At 60.3% G+C, this 17,916-nt stretch carries 11 protein-coding genes; 8 read left to right on the top strand and 3 right to left on the bottom strand.

What is annotated here, in order from left to right; translation table 11 throughout:
- Nucleotides 1-38: 38 nt before the first annotated feature.
- Complete coding sequence (locus tag AC07VR_RS04980; protein WP_495010611.1) at nt 39-2,438, bottom strand: sensor domain-containing diguanylate cyclase; 2,400 nt, start codon at nt 2,436-2,438, stop codon at nt 39-41.
- A gap of 137 nt (nt 2,439-2,575) precedes the next feature.
- Entirely contained in the window at nt 2,576-4,846 is a 2,271-nt protein-coding gene (rlmKL, locus tag AC07VR_RS04985) for a bifunctional 23S rRNA (guanine(2069)-N(7))-methyltransferase RlmK/23S rRNA (guanine(2445)-N(2))-methyltransferase RlmL (protein ID WP_495010612.1), read from the bottom strand.
- Nucleotides 4,847-5,392: 546 nt separating this feature from the next.
- Between rlmKL and rmf the strand changes: the two genes are divergently transcribed.
- The gene (rmf, locus tag AC07VR_RS04990) at nt 5,393-5,608 is read left to right on the top strand and encodes a ribosome modulation factor (protein WP_003223300.1); all 216 of its coding nucleotides are present in this window, start codon (nt 5,393-5,395) and stop codon (nt 5,606-5,608) included.
- Between the two features lie 170 nt (nt 5,609-5,778).
- Here rmf and AC07VR_RS04995 read toward each other — a convergent pair whose 3' ends face one another.
- The gene (locus AC07VR_RS04995) at nt 5,779-6,798 is read right to left on the bottom strand and encodes a quinone-dependent dihydroorotate dehydrogenase (RefSeq protein ID WP_494992378.1); all 1,020 of its coding nucleotides are present in this window, start codon (nt 6,796-6,798) and stop codon (nt 5,779-5,781) included.
- A 233-nt stretch (nt 6,799-7,031) separates the two neighbouring features.
- On the opposite strand from AC07VR_RS04995, the gene AC07VR_RS05000 reads away from it, so the two are divergent.
- From AC07VR_RS05000 to AC07VR_RS05030, 7 genes are all read left to right on the top strand, one after another.
- Nucleotides 7,032-8,243, top strand: a complete 1,212-nt coding sequence (locus AC07VR_RS05000; RefSeq protein ID WP_495010613.1) for a CmpA/NrtA family ABC transporter substrate-binding protein — start codon at nt 7,032-7,034, stop codon at nt 8,241-8,243.
- A gap of 15 nt (nt 8,244-8,258) precedes the next feature.
- Entirely contained in the window at nt 8,259-8,834 is a 576-nt protein-coding gene (locus AC07VR_RS05005) for an ANTAR domain-containing response regulator (RefSeq protein WP_494992380.1), read from the top strand.
- A 261-nt stretch (nt 8,835-9,095) separates the two neighbouring features.
- Nucleotides 9,096-10,307 (top strand): nitrate/nitrite transporter, encoded by a 1,212-nt coding sequence (locus AC07VR_RS05010; RefSeq protein ID WP_494992381.1) that lies wholly within the window; start codon nt 9,096-9,098, stop codon nt 10,305-10,307.
- Nucleotides 10,308-10,314: 7 nt separating this feature from the next.
- Nucleotides 10,315-11,985, top strand: a complete 1,671-nt coding sequence (locus AC07VR_RS05015; protein WP_494992382.1) for a bifunctional protein-serine/threonine kinase/phosphatase — start codon at nt 10,315-10,317, stop codon at nt 11,983-11,985.
- 446 nt (nt 11,986-12,431) lie between these two features.
- Nucleotides 12,432-14,885, top strand: coding sequence for a nitrite reductase large subunit NirB (gene nirB / locus AC07VR_RS05020; protein ID WP_494992383.1), 2,454 nt, complete (start codon nt 12,432-12,434; stop codon nt 14,883-14,885).
- The gene (gene nirD, locus AC07VR_RS05025) at nt 14,882-15,199 is read left to right on the top strand and encodes a nitrite reductase small subunit NirD (protein WP_494992384.1); all 318 of its coding nucleotides are present in this window, start codon (nt 14,882-14,884) and stop codon (nt 15,197-15,199) included. The genes nirB and nirD overlap by 4 nt, the downstream gene beginning before the upstream one ends.
- Nucleotides 15,199-17,916 (top strand): nitrate reductase, encoded by a 2,718-nt coding sequence (locus AC07VR_RS05030; RefSeq protein ID WP_495010614.1) that lies wholly within the window; start codon nt 15,199-15,201, stop codon nt 17,914-17,916. The genes nirD and AC07VR_RS05030 overlap by 1 nt, the downstream gene beginning before the upstream one ends.

Genomic DNA, 17,916 nt, shown 5'->3' on the forward strand with positions numbered 1-17,916 from the left:
CCCACGCGGGAGCGTGGGAATGATCAGCGCATCAGACCTTAAACCAACTCCGTCTCAACCCGATCCCGCCCCGCCTGCTTGGCCGCATACACACCCGAGTCGGCCCGCAGCAGCAACGCATCAGCTCCCTCACCTGACCGCCAACTGGCAATCCCGAAGCTCGCTGTCACTGAACCTACCCCATCGATCGGTAAACTGCGCAGCCCCTGCCAAAGCTCTACCGCAAGGGTATAAGCCTGCCGCGCATCAGTGTCCGGACACAGCACCATGAACTCCTCGCCGCCTAAACGACAGAACACATCGGTACGCCGCAGCCGCTGGCCGATGCGCTGACAGACGCCTTGCAGCACCCGATCACCCACCGCATGACCGTGCTGATCATTGATACGCTTGAAATGGTCGATATCAAGCATGATGACCGCCAGTTCTCCGACACCGCGCGCAACCCGGGCCATTTCGGTTTTAAGGCGCTCCTGGAAATAACGCCGATTGTGAATCCCGGTCAGGGAGTCGGTAACCGAAAGCGCGCGCAGTTCCTCCTCAACCCGCTTCATATCAGAGATATCCGAGACATAGCCGTGCCAAAGCACCCCGCCACCGGGTAACTCTTCCGGCGTCGCCTCACCACGCACCCAGCGCAGCCCACGCTGGGGCAGCTGCACACGGTACTCCTCACGCCACGGGCTAAGCTTCTGGGCAGAGGAGCGAATCGAGGCGCGGACTCTGGTCGAGTCTTGCGGATAGATTCGCTCGAAGATTGCCTCCGCGTTTGTTTGCAGCACATCCGGCTCAATCTCGTAAATGTCACGAATGCCGTCACTGACATAGATGACGCTGAACTTGCCGTCAGCCGCCATCTTGAATTGGTAAATCCCGCCCGGCACATGTGCGCTGAGCTTCTTCAGCAGACTATCGCGCGCCGCCAGTGCTTCGTGCACCCGCTTACGCTCAGTAATATCGATGCAAATCGCCAGATGCCCGATCCAGAGGCCCAACTCATCGAACACCGGCGCCACCAGCATATTGACCGTCAGACGGGTGCCATCCTCACGCACCAGCGTCCACTCGCGAGCCTCATGCCCACCCTCTTCGCCACCCTCGACGAGCATCGCCTGGCATATCGGGATCGGTTTGCCATAACGCCGACTCAGTTGCTCCGCTCGCGCCTGCAACTCAGTGGCCAGGTGCAGGCTTTCCAGTGTCATGCGTTCCAGCACATCGACACTTCGATAACCGAGCATTTGCTCGGCGCCGGCATTGAAGGTGCTGATCACGCCGCGCAAATCCGTCGCGATAATCGCCACCTGCGTCGCCGCATTCAACACACTGCGCAGCTGCCCATGGGCACCGCGCAGTTCCTGCTCGCGCAGGCGCAATTCACGGGTGCGTTGTTCGACCAGCGCCAAGGCCCGCTGTCGCTGGCTGACCAGGACATAAAGCAAGGCGCTGAGCAGGACGCTGAGCAAACCGCCGGGCACCGCCAGGCTGATGACCGAAAAATGATTGGCCCGCATAAATGCCGCGCTGGGCCGGATATCCACCTGATAATCGTGATCCGCAAAGCGCAGCGTACGAGACGCCAATAACTCACTTTGCACTGGCCGATTATCCGATTCATAGAGCGTTTCGTGCTTATTCCCGGTGGACAGGTCGAGAATGTGTATCGCCAGGTTGTCATGACTCGCCTCAGGCAAACCGTCAGCCACCAACTGACGGATGCTGATCACTGCCATGACGTAGCCATAGGGTTCAGGCGTCGGGCTTGCGCTGGATGAGTGCATGCTGACCGGTGCGACTAACAAGACGCCGCGAGCATAGGCCGGCTCGATCCCGACCAGGTCCATCGGTTGCGAGACCGCCAGAGATCCGTGGTTGCGTGCGCGCTCCAGGGTCGAGCGACGCAAAGGCTGGGCCAGCAAGTCATAGCCCAACGGTACACCGAGAACACTTTGCGTCTGGCTGAACAACACCGGCACGTACTCATCGCGCTCGGCAGCCAGTTGCAATTGACCCGCAGCATTCAATTCACGAATGGAAAAGCCCGCCAGCCCCTGCGCTCGCACGTTGCGCTCGAACAACGAGCGTTCGACGCCAATGACTCGCGGCGCCCAAGAGTAGGCTTGAGTTCGGAGTAACAATGGCTTGGCGTAGCCATCAAATTCCTGGCGGGTTACCGAATCGGAGTAAGTAAAAAATCGCCGCAGACTGTCGAGGCGCTGCTCCTGGTCTTCGAAACGCTCCTCAATTCGGCTGTAACGCTCGCTGACCAGCAACTGAAAGCGCTGACGCAATTGTTGCTGATACAGATTGAACGTCGCCCAGGCCAGCAATCCCGTCAGAATGCCTCCGGCGAGCAATACCAGTATCGCGACCAGCCAGGCCGAAACATCTTCGCTGATGAATCCGAGAATTTTCGGGCGTACGGCATGCAACGACATAAGCAGAACTCAAAACGCCAGCGAGCTTGGGCGTCACATGGGCTTTGACTGAGTTATAGCTATTTGCCACTAATTTGACCAGCGTAAAAAGAGCCAAGAGCCTTTAAAAATCAAGGCTCTATGGATCCAATCACTATTTAGCGGGCGGTAATTTTCCAGGCACGGTGGATTTTTCCGTTACGCGCAAAATCCGGGTCGATAGTTTGTGCGGTGATTTCCTCAACGGCGTAACGCGTTGTGAGGTTTTCCTCAAGCTGGAACTTGCGGAAGTTGTTGGAGAAATACAACACACCGCCTGGGGCAAGACGCGCCATTGCCAGATCGATCAATTGCACCTGATCGCGCTGCACGTCGAAGATCCCTTCCATGCGCTTGGAGTTGGAGAAAGTCGGCGGGTCGATGAAGATCAGATCGAACTCATCGCGGCAGGTATCCAGCCAGGCCATTACGTCGCCCTGCTCCAGACGGTTCTTGTCGGAGAAGCCGTTGAGCGACAGGTTGCGTCGCGCCCAGTCCAGATAGGTTTTCGACAAGTCGACGCTGGTCGTGCTGCGCGCGCCGCCCTTGGCTGCGTGCACGCTGGCCGTCGCGGTGTAGCAATACAGGTTGAGGAAGCGCTTGCCGGCGGCCTCTTTCTGAATCCGCAGGCGCATCGGCCGGTGATCCAGGAACAGCCCGGTGTCGAGGTAGTCGGTCAGGTTGACCAGCAACTTCACGCCGCCTTCGCTGACCTCGGTGAACTTGCCTTGGGCGCTTTGGCGCTCGTACTGCTTGGTGCCGCTCTGGCGCTCGCGACGCTTGACGATCACGCGGCTCTTGTCGATGTTCAGCGCCTGCGGAATGGCCGCCAGGGCATCGAACATACGCGCCGAGGCTTTTTCCGGATCGATCGACTTCGGTGCCGCGTATTCCTGAACATGGACCCAGTCGTGATACAGGTCGATGGCCATCGAGTACTCCGGCATATCGGCATCGTAGACGCGGTAGCAGTCGATACCTTCGCGCTTGACCCACTTGCCCATGGCCTTGAGATTCTTTTGCAGGCGGTTGGCAAACATCTGCCCGCCTTCGCTCAGACGTGCCTGTTCAACTACTGGAGCCGGTGCAGGCGTCGGCTTGATCGGATTGCCGTTCTTATTGTACTGACGCTCTTGCGGCTCGGTCGGCGACTGATCGTAGGCCGCCTGTTCACGTTCGGCCTGACGCTGTTCCGGGGTACGACGCTCACCGGTGACGAACTGATCCGGCAGTACCTTGATCAGCAGCAATTTGCACGGCAAGGCGCCGTTCCAGAACGAATACTGTTTGTGGCTGCGGATGCCCATGCGTTTGCCCAGATCCGGCGCGCCGGTAAACACCGCGGCTTCCCAGTTCAGGCAGGCCTGACGCAGACGTTCGCCGAGATTCTGGTAGAGATAGAGCAGGCTCGCCTCATCACCCAGACGCTCGCCATACGGAGGGTTGCAGATCACCAGGCCTTTCTGGTTCTGGTCCGGACGCGGCTCGAAGGTCGCGACTTCACCCTGGTACACCTTGATCCAGTCGCTCAGGCCAGCACGTTCGATGTTGTTGCGGCCCGGTTGAATCAGTCGTGGGTCGGCTTCGTAACCGCGAATCCACAGCGGTGGCTTGGCCAGACCGGCAGCGGCACGTGCCTTGGCTTCTTCATGGAGCTTTTTCCACAGCGCCGGCACATGGCCGAGCCAGGCGGTGAAGCCCCACTGCTCGCGTCGCAGGTTCGGTGCCATGTCCGCGGCGATCATTGCAGCTTCCACCAGGAAGGTGCCCACACCGCACATCGGGTCAGCCAGCGCGCCGCCGTCGGCAGCAATGCGCGGCCAACCGGCACGAATCAGAATCGCTGCCGCGAGGTTTTCCTTCAGCGGTGCCGCACCTTGCTGCAGACGGTAACCGCGCTGGTGGAGGCTATGGCCAGACAGATCGAGAGACAGAATCGCTTCGCCACGGTCCAGACGCAGGTGAATGCGCAGGTCCGGGTTGATCTTGTCGATGGATGGACGCTCGCCCGACGCAGTGCGCAGCTTGTCGACAATCGCATCCTTGACCTTCAAGGCGCCGAAGTGAGTGTTGTCGATGCCTGAACCGTGACCGCTGAACTCCACGGCCAGGGTGCCATCGTTGAGCATATGGTCCTGCCACTCGACATCCAGCACACCGTGGTAGAGGTCTTCAGCGTCCTTCATCGGGAAGCGCTTGAGGACCAGCAACACCCGGTTGGCCAGACGCGACCACAGACACAGGCGATAAGCCGTCTCCATGCTGGCCATGCCGCGCACGGCGGAGGTGTGCTCGCGCGCTTCCTCAAGGCCAAGCCCGACGGCTTCCTCGATAAGCAGGCCTTCGAGACCTTTAGGGCAAGTGAGGAAGAGTTCGTAACGATCCGACATGGGGAGTTCCAGGGCCTTTAAGCAATGAGTGAACGGGCAACGCATTGCCCGCCCGGTTTTCAATCAAGCGCTTTTCTCGAAGAGCGCTCGCGTGGCACGAAGGTGTGCCGTCCCACCCCGGCTGCTCAGCCAACCAAGAGGTTAAATGAGCTTAGATGCAAGGGCAGATAAAAAATTCGTTGCAACAAAATGTCATTTCTCGACCCTTCGTCGAAAAATACCCGACTGCAACAGGCCGACATTTTCGCGAGTGAATTAACCTCCGAATCTGGCAGGAGGCTGATCATAGCGGGCTTTGCTCAAAAAACAGGTCGCGAAACCCGTCCAGCTTATCGCCTTAACATCATTATCGTTACGTCCTTATGACAAAACGATCATTCCCTCGATGTGACGCATTGGTTAGAACTCAATACAGGTTGACGCCGCAATGACGTCAACACCTTGGCTCGCGACGCCGGCAGCGAGCCACCAACGGCAGAGACTTTCTGCCCGGCCTCGATTGAGGCCGACAGGACATTACACAGTCAACATTGAGGGAAACACCCTATGAGAAGACTTAAGCGTGATCCGTTGGAAAGAGCATTTTTACGCGGATATCAATATGGCGTTGGTGGCAAATCCCGTGAGCTTTGCCCATTTACTCTACCGTCAGTACGCCAAGCGTGGATCAATGGCTGGCGAGAAGGACGCGGCGACAACTGGGACGGTATGACTGGCACTGCGGGGATCCACAGACTCAACGAACTTCACGCCGTCGGCTGAACAGGGCACACATTCCGACACCAACACCTGATTACGCAACGACTTAACCACGCACGTCCCATCCGGACGGCGGGCTTCGGCCCAGGGGCTCCTTCACGGAGCCCTTTTTTATGCCTGAAAAAATCACCTTTGTGGCCGGGGGACTTGCCCCTCGCCACAATGGACCGCCCTTACCGCAATGCCGCGATCGCATCCACCGACTGGCGAATCAACGCCGGGCCCTTGTAGATAAAGCCCGAATACAACTGCACCAGGCTCGCGCCAGCGGCGATTTTCTCAGCCGCGTGCTGGCCTTCGGTGATACCGCCCACAGCGATGATCGGCAAGCGACCGGCCAATTCGCCGGCCAGCACCTTGACGGTGTGGGTGCTCTTGTCGCGAACTGGCGCGCCCGACAGACCGCCTGCCTCGTTGCCATGCTCCATGCCTTCGACGCCGACGCGGCTGAGGGTGGTGTTGGTAGCGATCACCGCATCCATCCCCGTCTCGATCAATGCTTGCGCGACCTGTACGGTTTCTTCATCGGTCATGTCCGGGGCTATCTTGATCGCCAGTGGTACACGCTTGCCGTGACGCTGCGTCAGGTCTTCCTGGCGTTGACGCAGCGCTTCGAGCAACTGCTTGAGCGAATCGCCGAATTGCAGGCTGCGCAGGCCTGGAGTGTTCGGTGAGCTGACGTTGACCGTTACATAGCTGGCATGGGCGTACACCTTGTCCAGACAGATCAGGTAATCATCGACCGCACGCTCGACCGGTGTGTCGAAATTCTTGCCGATATTGATACCCAGAATGCCTTTGTACCTGGCCGCTGCCACCCGTGCCAGCAAGTAATCGACGCCGAGGTTGTTGAACCCCATACGGTTGATGATCGCCTCAGCTTGCGGCAAACGGAAAATCCGTGGTTTCGGATTACCCGGTTGTGGACGTGGGGTGATGGTGCCGATCTCGACAAAGCCGAAGCCCAGCTGGGCAAAACCGTCAATGGCCGCGCCATTCTTGTCCAGGCCCGCTGCCAGACCGACCGGATTGGGGAAATCCAGCCCCATGACATTCACCGGCAGTTGCAAAGGCGCCTTGCACAGCAAGCCATTGAGACCCAAACGCCCGCCCGCACCGATCAGGTCCAGGGACAGATCGTGGGAGGTTTCCGGGGAGAGTTTGAACAATAGCTGGCGGGCCAGGGTATACATGGGCGGGCTTGACTCGGTTGGCGGCGAAATGAGGCGGCGATTATAGCCGGGCAACGGTGCCGCAAGCGAGGCACGCGATGAAATCAATGGAGAGTGGCATATGCCTTGCACCATCGATTGCATCAGCTCTCATGCCAACAGCGGGATGAGTCGAAGGACAACGGCGTCGTCACCCGGCTTTGCTTTGGCAAGGGACCTGGGTACGACGCTTTTTTATGGAAGGTGCACACCTGATGAATGAGTTTCCAGCCAATCCACTGGCCTGGGTCAATGGCAGCGATGCCCCGGAAAAGAGTGCGATCAATCTGGGCTTCATGGCCCTGAGCGATTGTGCCTCGGTGGTGGTCGCCGCCACCCAGGGCTTCGCCCAGCCCTATGGGCTGACCTTGAACCTCAAGCGCCAGCCATCCTGGGCCAACCTGCGGGACAAACTGGTCAGCGGCGAGCTGGATGCCGCTCACAGCCTGTATGGCTTGATCTACGCCGTGCACCTGGGCATCGGCGGCATCGCGGCCAGCGACATGGCGGTGCTCATGGGTCTGAACCAGAACGGTCAAAGCATCAATCTGTCCCACGGCCTGCAAGCCCTTGGCGTGACCAGTCCTGAAGCGCTTCACCTGCACGTGCACCAAAGTCGCGCAAAGCTGACCTTCGCCCAGACGTTCCCCACCGGCACCCACGCCATGTGGCTCTATTACTGGCTCGCCAGCCAAGGCATCCATCCGCTGCAGGATGTCGACAGCGTGGTGGTGCCGCCGCCGCAAATGGTCGCGCATTTGCAGGCCGGGCGCATCGACGGCTTTTGTGTCGGCGAGCCATGGAGCGCCAGTGCAGTGAAGCAGGATCTGGGGTTCACCATGGCCACCAGCCAAACCATCTGGCCCGATCACCCGGAGAAAGTGCTGGGCTGCACCCGCGCATTTGTCGAACAGTACCCCAACACCGCCCGCGCACTGGTCATGGCGATCCTCGAAGCCAGTCGCTTTATCGAACAGAGCACCGAGAACCGTCAAAGCACCGCGCAACTGTTGAGCGGTCGAGAATATCTGGACACGCCCGTAGACTGCATCCAGCCACGCTTGCTCGGCGACTATGCCGATGGCCTCGGCAATCGCTGGCAAGACCCCCATGCACTGCGCTTCCACGGCGCGGGCGAGGTCAACCTGCCATACTTTACAGATGGCATGTGGTTCATGACCCAATTCCGCCGCTGGGGCTTGTTGCGGGACGACCCGGATTACCTCGGCGTCGCTCGCCAGGTTCAGCAACTGGACCTGTACCGCGAGGCGGCCACCGCAGTAGGCGTGAGCCACTCTGGCGAGGCAATGCGCAGCAGCCAATTGATCGACGGCAAGATCTGGGACGGTTCGGACCCGGCCGGTTATGCCCGCAGCTTCACCCTGCACGCCATGAACGCCCCCTCCGCCCTTCTTGCCAGCCGCTGACAGGAGCCTGCGAACATGTTGCGTATCCTGCTGATCAACGACACTGCAAAAAAAGTCGGACGGCTCAAAGCCGCCCTGACCGAGGCCGGGTTTGAAGTTATCGATGAATCCGGCCTGACCATCGACCTGCCGGCGCGCGTCGAAACGGTGCGCCCGGATGTGATTTTGATCGATACCGAGTCACCGAGCCGCGATGTGATGGAACAAGTGGTACTGGTCAGCCGCGACCAGCCACGGCCAATCGTGATGTTTACCGATGAACATGACCCGGACGTGATGCGTCAGGCGATCAAGTCCGGGGTCAGTGCCTACATCGTCGAAGGTATCCTCGCCTCGCGCCTGCAACCGATCCTCGACGTGGCCATGGCCCGCTTTGAAAGCGACCAGGCCTTGCGCGCGCAGCTACTGGCCCGCGACCAGCAACTGGCCGAGCGCAAGCGCATCGAACTGGCCAAGGGCTTACTGATGAAGATGAAGGACTGCAAGGAAGAAGAGGCCTACACCCTGATGCGCCGCCAGGCCATGAGCCGCCAACAGAAGCTGATTCAGGTGGCTGAGCAGATCATCGCCATGAGCGAGTTGCTGGGCTGACAGGATCGCCCCCACGCAGAGCGTGGGAACGATCATCTTGATCCTGGCGCGGCTCTTGCTAGGTAATCCATACAGGTAACCAACGGCGGTTGCCCCACCTACGACAAAGACGTCGCACACCCTACTCGCCCACGCAGCGAATCGGGTTGCGGCGTTTTTTCGTTTTTGGCCCCACAGCCCGGGGCCGGTGGTGCGGCCGTTATGGGCCCCCACCTGAAAGCTCATGACTCCTTTCGAGACTCTTCACAGCTGAGGTGCGCGATGAATTCAAGCTTCTGGAAATCCGGCCATACCCCGACATTGTTCTCGGCCTTCCTCTATTTTGACCTGAGCTTCATGGTCTGGTACCTGCTCGGCCCTTTGGCGGTGCAAATCGCTGCCGACCTGCAACTGACTACCCAGCAACGCGGGCTGGTGGTCGCCACGCCGATTCTGGCCGGTGCGTTTCTGCGCTTTGTGATGGGCTTGCTGGCGGATCGCCTGTCACCGAAAACCGCCGGGCTGATCGGCCAGGTCATCGTGATCTGCGCGCTGTTCGGCGCCTGGAAGCTGGGCATTCACAGCTACGAACAGGCACTGGTGCTTGGCCTGTTTCTCGGTATGGCCGGCGCCTCGTTCGCCGTCGCTCTGCCTCTGGCCTCCCAGTGGTATCCACCGCAGCATCAAGGCAAGGCCATGGGCATTGCCGGTGCGGGCAACTCCGGTACGGTGTTCGCGGCGTTGATCGCCCCGATGCTGGCGGCGGCGTTTGGCTGGAGCAATGTGTTCGGTTTTGCGCTGATCCCCTTGGCCCTGACCCTGATCGTCTTTGCCTGGCTGGCGAAAAATGCCCCGGAGCGGCCAAAAACAAAATCCATGGCTGACTACTTCAAGGCTCTGGGCGACCGCGATAGCTGGTGGTTCATGTTTTTCTACTGCGTGACCTTCGGTGGCTTTATCGGTCTGGCCAGCGCGCTGCCCGGCTACTTCAACGACCAGTACGGCCTGAGTCCGGTCACCGCTGGCTACTACACCGCCGCCTGCGTATTCGGTGGCAGCCTGATGCGCCCGTTGGGTGGCGCCCTGGCGGATCGCTTCGGTGGCATTCGCACCTTGCTCGGCATGTACACCGTGGCGGCAATCTGCATGACTGTGGTGGGTTTCAATCTGCCGAGCTCCTACGCCGCCCTCGCCCTGTTCGTCTGCACCATGCTTGGTCTTGGTGCCGGTAATGGCGCGGTCTTCCAATTGGTACCGCAGCGTTTTCGCCGGGAGATCGGCGTGATGACCGGCCTGATCGGCATGGCTGGCGGCATTGGCGGCTTTGCCCTCGCCGCAGGCATGGGGGCGATCAAGCAGAGCACCGGCAGCTATCAGCTTGCGCTATGGTTATTCGCCAGCCTCGGTGTGTTGGCCTGGTTCGGTCTGCACGGGGTCAAACGCCGTTGGAGAACCACTTGGGGTTCGGCAGCCGTGACCGCGGCAAGGGTCTGACACATCAATGAGCCTGCAACTGAGCTTCGCCCAAGCCAGCGCCATCGGCCCACGCGATGAAAATCAGGACGCCTTGCGTCTGGTCACACCGACCCCGGCGCTGGCGGCCAGCAAGGGCAATCTGTTCGCCATCGCAGACGGCGTCAGCCAGTGCGCCGACGGTGGCCTCGCCGCTCGTTCGACCTTGCAGGCATTGGCGCTGGACTACTACGCCACACCGGAAACCTGGGGCGTGGCGCAAGCCCTCGATCGGTTGCTGCTGGCGCAGAATCGCTGGCTGCAAGCCAACGGTGGCGGGCAGCCATTGCTCACCACCGTCAGCGCACTGGTGCTGCGTGGCCGGCGCTTTACCCTGGCCCATGTCGGCGATTGCCGGGTCTATCGCTGGTACGCCGAGGGGTTGCAGCGCATCACGGATGATCATGTCTGGGAACAACCGGGCATGCAGCATGTACTCAAGCGTGCATTGGGTCTGGATCAACATCTGGTGCTGGACTTTCTCGACGGTGAACTGCGTCAGGGCGAGAGCTTCGTGCTGCTCAGCGACGGCATCTGGGCGGTTCTTGGTGACACGGCGATCACCTCGATCCTGCGTGACCAGCCCGACCTCGACAGCGCCGCGCAGACGCTGGTCAACGCCGCGCATCTGGCAGGCAGTCAGGATAATGCCAGCGCGTTACTGGTGCGGGTCGACGCCCTTGGTGAGGCGACCATCGGTGATGCGCTGATCCATTTACAGCAATGGCCGTTACCGCCCCCCTTGAAACCAGGTCAGTCGTTCGAAGGCTGGCAAGTCGAGACACTGCTCGGGCAGAGCCAGCAGTCCCTGCTCTATCGCGTTCGCGACGCCCAGCAGCAACCCTGGCTGCTGAAAACCTTGCCAGCCCACTTGCATGACGATAACCAGGCCGGGCAAGGCCTGCTGTCTGAAGAGTGGTTTCTGCGGCGGGTCGCCGGTCGACACTTCCCCGAAGTGCATGCCGCCAGTCAGCGTCAGCATTTGTATTACGTGATGCGCGAGTACCCAGGCGCGACCCTGGCCGAACTGTTCGCACAAAACGGCCCGCTGCCATTGGCTCAATGGCAGGAACTGGCCGAGCGCCTGCTGCGGGCGGTGGGCATGCTGCATCGGCGGCAGATCCTGCACCGGGATATCAAACCGGAAAACCTGCTGCTGGGTGAAGACGGCGAATTGCGCCTGCTGGATTTTGGTTTGGCCTATTGCCCTGGCCTCTCGGAGGACCAGGCACACCTGCTTCCGGGAACGCCAAGTTACATCGCCCCGGAAGCCTTCAATGGCGACGCACCCACGGCGCAACAGGATCTGTATGCGGTGGGCGTGACTCTGTATTTCCTGCTGACGGGCCAATATCCCTATGGGGAAATAGAAGCCTTTCAACGACCGCGCTTCGGGATGCCAGTCAGCGCCAACCGCTATCGGCCGGACCTGCCGGACTGGCTGGAGCAAAGCCTGGAGCGCTCGGTTTCAGTCAATCCTGCTCAACGCTTTGAAACAGCGGAGGAATGGTTGCTGCTATTGGAACAGGGCGAACGCCGCAGCTTGAACGTTCGGCCTAGGCCGCTGCTGGAGCGAGAGCCGCTGAAGGTTTGGCGGACCTTGGCGCTGGTGTCGTTGCTGATCAATCTGGTGCTGCTGTATTGGGTGTTTCACGGCTGATATCTCAAAGCCTGCGCAATCCCTGTAGGAGCGAGCCTGCTCGCGATGGACTCAAGGGCGGCGCGTTTATTCAGAAAACACGCGTTATCGTTAACGTCCATCGCGAGCAATCGAGCGTCGACCGGCTGCTCCTACATCTGCGTGCTCCATAAGTGAGCAACGCGCTTTGATTCGGTGCAAAAAGCCGCGTCGCAATGGCTAAGGCCACCCTCAAACCCCAACAAACCCGCCTCTTCCCAAAACTTGGCACAACCGCTGCATTAGCTCCTGCAACAGACATAAAGCCCAGCCTTCAACGATGAAGGTTGCGCTTCCCGAGAGAACGGGATCAGGACAAAGGCGTCCTCGCTAGGTAACTAGCGGGACGCCTTTTTTTGTTTGCGCAAAATTTGTCGAGCCAGCCCGACCGCCCTGATGAGGCAGGCCTGAGCTCCCCGGAGATTTTTATGAAAAAACTCAAACTGGTGATGATCGGCAACGGCATGGCCGGGGTTCGCACCCTGGAAGAGCTGCTCAAGCTGAGTAACGAGCTGTACGACATCACGGTCTTCGGCGCCGAACCCCATACCAACTACAACCGCATTCTGCTGTCGCCAGTGCTCGCCGGTGAGCAGACGTTCGAAGAGATCGTGCTCAACGATTTGAGTTGGTACCTGGAAAACAACATCAAGTTGCTGCTCAACCGCAAAGTGGTGCAGATCGACCGGGTCAAACGCCGGGTGATCGCCGAGGACGGCACCGAAGCCGAATACGACCGCCTGCTGATCGCCACTGGCTCGACGCCGTTCATTCTGCCGATTCCTGGCAATACCTTGCAGGGCGTGATCGGCTACCGCGACATCGCCGACACCCAGGCCATGATCGACACCGCCAAGACCCACAAACACGCGGTGGTCATCGGCGGCGGCCTGCTGGGCCTTGAAGCCGCCAACGGCCTGATGCTGCGCGGCATGCACGTGACCGTGGTGCACATCGGCGAATGGCTGCTGGAGCGGCAATTGGACAAAACCAGTGGCGAGCTGCTGCAAAGCGCCCTGGAAAGCCGTGGTCTGAACTTTCGTCTGTGCGAACAGACCCAGGCCTTGCACGACGCCGGCAACGGTCGGGTCGGCTCGGTGCAGTTCAAGAACGGTGACGTGATTCCTGCCGACCTGGTGGTAATGGCCGCCGGTATTCGGCCGAACACCGAACTCGCGGAAAAATCCGGCATTCCCTGCAATCGCGGGATCCTGGTCAACGACACGCTACAAACCTACGACCCGCGTATCTATGCCATCGGCGAATGCGCCAGCCACCGGGGCATTGCCTACGGCCTGGTCGCGCCGTTGTTCGAGCAGGCGAAAGTCTGCGCCAACCACCTCGCGCAACTGGGGTTCGCCCGCTATCAAGGTTCGGTCACCTCGACCAAGTTGAAAGTCACCGGCATCGACCTGTTCTCCGCCGGTGATTTCATGGGCGGCGAAGGTACCGAAACCATCACCCTTTCCGACCCCATCGGCGGTGTCTACAAGAAACTGGTGATCAAGGATGACGTGCTGGTCGGTGCCTGCCTGTATGGCGACACTGCCGACGGCGGCTGGTATTTCCGGCAGATCCGCGAGAACCATGGCATCAGCGAAATCCGCGACCACCTGATGTTCGGCGAAAACGCCCTCGGCGACGTCGGCCACCAGGGTCAGGACAAAGCCATGAGCATGGCTGACACCGCGGAAGTCTGCGGTTGCAACGGCGTGTGCAAAGGCACCATCGTCAAAGCGATTCAGGAACACGGTCTGTTCAGCGTCGATGAGGTCAAGAAGCACACCAAGGCTGCCAGCTCCTGCGGTTCCTGCGCCGGGTTGGTAGAGCAGATCCTGATCAATACCGTCGGTGGCGCGGCCGACGTCAAACCGAAAAGCGAAAAAGCCATCTGCGGCTGTAGCGATCTCAACCACGGGCAGATCCGTCAGGCCATCCGCGAACAGCACTTACTGACTATCGCTGGCACCATGAGCTACCTGAACTGGCGCACCCCGAACGGCTGCGCCACCTGCCGTCCGGCGCTGAACTACTACCTGATTTCCACCTGGCCAGGCGAAGCCAGGGACGATCCGCAGTCGCGCCTGATCAACGAGCGGGCCCACGCCAACATCCAGAAAGACGGCACCTATTCAGTGGTGCCACGGATGTGGGGCGGCGTGACCAACCCTGCCGAGTTACGGCGCATCGCGGATGTGGCGGACAAGTACAACGTACCAATGGTCAAGGTCACTGGCGGACAGCGCATCGACTTGCTGGGGATCAAGAAGCAAGACTTGCCGGGCGTCTGGAAAGACCTCGATATGCCATCCGGCCACGCCTACGGCAAATCCATCCGCACCGTGAAGACCTGTGTCGGCAGCGAGTTCTGCCGCTTCGGCACGCAAAACTCCACCCAACTGGGCATCGAGCTGGAGCATGACCTGTTCAACATGTGGTCACCGCACAAGGTCAAACTGGCGGTCTCCGGTTGCCCGCGCAACTGCTCGGAAGCCGGGATCAAAGACGTCGGCATCATCGGCGTGGATTCGGGCTGGGAGATGTACATCGGCGGTAACGGCGGGATTAAAACCGAGGTCGCGGAGTTCTTCGTCAAACTGAAAACCGCCGAAGAAGTGCGCGAGTACAACGGCGCTTTCCTGCAGCTTTACCGCGAAGAAGCCTTCTACCTGGAGCGCACCGTGCACTACCTGCAACGGGTCGGCATGGAGCACATCAAGAAGGCTGTGCTGGAAGACCCGCAACGGCGCAAGGCACTCAATGATCGCCTGCAATTCTCCCTGTCGTTCGAGCAGGACCCCTGGAAGGAGCGTCTGGAGCAACCGCTGCTGAAGAAGGAGTTCGACACCATCGCCGTGAAACAACTGGAGGTGCCGGCATGAACTGGCTGGATATCTGCGCACTGGAAGAAATCAACGCCCTGGGTTCACGCATCATCAACGGCCCAAAAGGCGATATCGCGATCTTTCGTACCAGTGATGATGAAGTCTTCGCCCTCGACGACCGCTGTCCGCACAAGGGTGGTCCTCTCTCTCAAGGGTTGATCTATGGCAAACGGGTCGCCTGCCCGCTGCACAACTGGCAGATCGACCTCGAAACCGGCGAAGCCCAGGCCCCGGACATTGGCTGCGCGCACCACCATCTGGCGCGCGTGGAGAATGGCCGGGTCATGCTGGCACTACGGGATGCGAGCTGATGAACCGCCAGACGACCGCCTCGACCTGCTGTTATTGCGGGGTCGGTTGCGGTGTGCTGATCGAGCATGACGGCGAGCACATTCTCGGCGTCAGCGGCGACCCGACACACCCGGCCAACTTCGGCAAACTGTGCAGCAAAGGAGCCAGTCTGCACCTGACTGGCGACCTCGCGGCACGGGCGCTGTACCCGGAACTGCGGCTGGGCAAAAGCCTGGCCCGCAGCCGCACCGATTGGGATACCGCACTGGATCACGCGGCCAATGTGTTTGCCGACACCATCACCGAACACGGCCCGGACAGCGTTGCATTTTACATCTCCGGGCAACTGCTGACCGAGGACTACTACGCCTTCAACAAGCTGGCACGAGCACTGGTCGGCACCAACAATATCGACAGCAATTCACGGCTGTGCATGTCCTCGGCGGTGGTCGGCTACAAACGCAGCCTCGGTGCCGACGCCCCACCGTGCAGCTATGAAGACCTTGAGCTGAGCGACTGCGTGATGATCGTCGGCAGTAACATGGCCTACGCCCACCCGGTACTGTTTCGTCGACTGGAAGAAGCCAAAAGCCGCCGACCTCAGATGAAAGTCATCGTCATCGACCCTCGGCGCACCGATACCTGCGATCTCGCGGACATGCATATGGCGATTCTGCCAGGCACTGATGTCGCGCTGTTTCATGGGATTCTGCATCTGCTGCTGTGGGAAGACTGGGTCGACCGTGACTTCATCAAAGCCCACACCGAAGGCCTGGCTGAACTGAAAAACCTGGTGCGCGATTACACCCCGCAAATGGTTGCCCAACTGTGCGGGATCAGTGTCGAGCAACTGCAGCAATGCGCGGAGTGGATCGGCACCTCACCGAGCTTCCTGTCACTGTGGTGCATGGGGCTCAACCAGTCCACGGCCGGCAGCGCAAAAAACAGCGCGCTGATCAACCTGCACCTGGCCACCGGGCAAATCGGTCGGCCGGGTGCCGGACCGTTCTCCCTGACGGGTCAGCCCAACGCCATGGGCGGTCGCGAGACCGGCAGCCTGTCGAACCTGTTGCCGGGCCACCGCGAGGCCATCAACCCGGAACACCGAGCAGAAGTCGCCGCCTATTGGGGTGTCGAACGCTTGCCCGAAAGTGCCGGGCTGACAGCCATCGAGCTGTTCGAGCACCTCCAGAGCGGCAAGATCAAAGCCCTGTGGATCGCTTGCACCAACCCGGCGCAATCGCTTCCGGATCAGAATGCGGTGCGCGAAGCCTTGAACGCGTGTCCGTTCGTGGTACTGCAGGAAGCCTTTCGCACCACCGAAACCGCGCCGTTTGCCGACCTGTTGTTGCCCGCCGCCAGTTGGGGAGAGAAGGAAGGCACGGTGACCAATTCGGAGCGGCGTATTTCCCACGTTCGCCGCGCCATTGCCGCCCCGGGAGAAGCACGGGCTGACTGGGCGATCACAGTAGACTTCGCTCAGCGCCTGGAGCAGCGCCTGCGCCCGGCACAGCCAAGCCTGTTCGCCTTCAACAATCCGGCGCAGGTATTCGATGAATACAAAGAGCTGACCCGCGACCGCGACCTCGACCTGTCCGGCATCAGCCATGCCCTGCTCGACGAAATCGGTCCACAACAGTGGCCCTTCCCCCATGGGGCACAAATCGGCACGGTGCGCTTGTACGGCGATGGCATATTCCCGACACCCAGCGGTCGGGCGAACTTCGTTGCTGATCCCTACCGCGCCGCCAAAGAGCAACGTGACGCTCGCTTCCCGTTGACCCTGATCACCGGGCGTCTGCGCGATCAATGGCACGGTATGAGCCGCACCGGCACTGCCGCACAACTGTTCGGGCATGTCAGCGAAGCCGTTTTGAGCCTGCACCCCGATGAACTGCATCGGCATCGGCTGCAATCCGGTGATCTGGTCAGCCTCAAAAGCCGTCGCGGTCACGTGATCGTTGCAGTGGGTAGCGATGACAGCGTGCGCCCGGGCCAGGCCTTCTTGCCGATGCATTGGGGCGATCGTTTCCTCAAGGGTGGCATCAATGCCGTCACGCAACCGGCGTTCGACCCCTTGTCCAAACAACCGGAGCTCAAACACAGCGGCGTACGCATCGAGCCGGTGCAGTTGCCCTGGCAGTTGTTTGCCTTGATCGAAGGCGATGTGCAGCAGCATTTCGAGGCCCTGAGACCGCTCTGCGAGGGCTTTGCCTACGTCAGCCTCAGTCTGGCCGGCCGCGAGCGTCCGGCGCTGTTGATTCGTGCCGCCAGCGCTCAGGCGCCGGATCCGCAGTTGCTCAGGGACATTGATCAACTGTTGAGGCTCAACGATGGGCCGGTATTGGCCTATGACGACCCTCGGCGCTCCATCGGTAAACGGGTCCGGATCGAGAACGGGCGAATCACGGCCATACGCCTGGCCGGTGAAACCCTGGCCCGGCATTGGTTACAAAACCTGTGGCTCGAAGGTCGCGCCGACGAGCAATTGCGTCGCTGGCTGCTGGCGCCATTGAGCGCCCCACCAGGCAACAACGCTAGCCACACCTCCAGTAGCAAAACCTTATGCAACTGCAAAAACGTCAGCGAAAGCGCGGTCTGCGCCGGCATCAGTCGCGGTCTGGATTTGAAGGGTTTGAAACAAGAACTGGGCTGCGGCACTCAATGCGGCTCCTGCGTACCGGAAATCAAGCGTCTGTTGGCTGTCACTGCCCAACCGATAGCAATCACTTCGTGA

It is taken from the genome of Pseudomonas sp. GW821-FHT02H09, assembly GCF_059421425.1.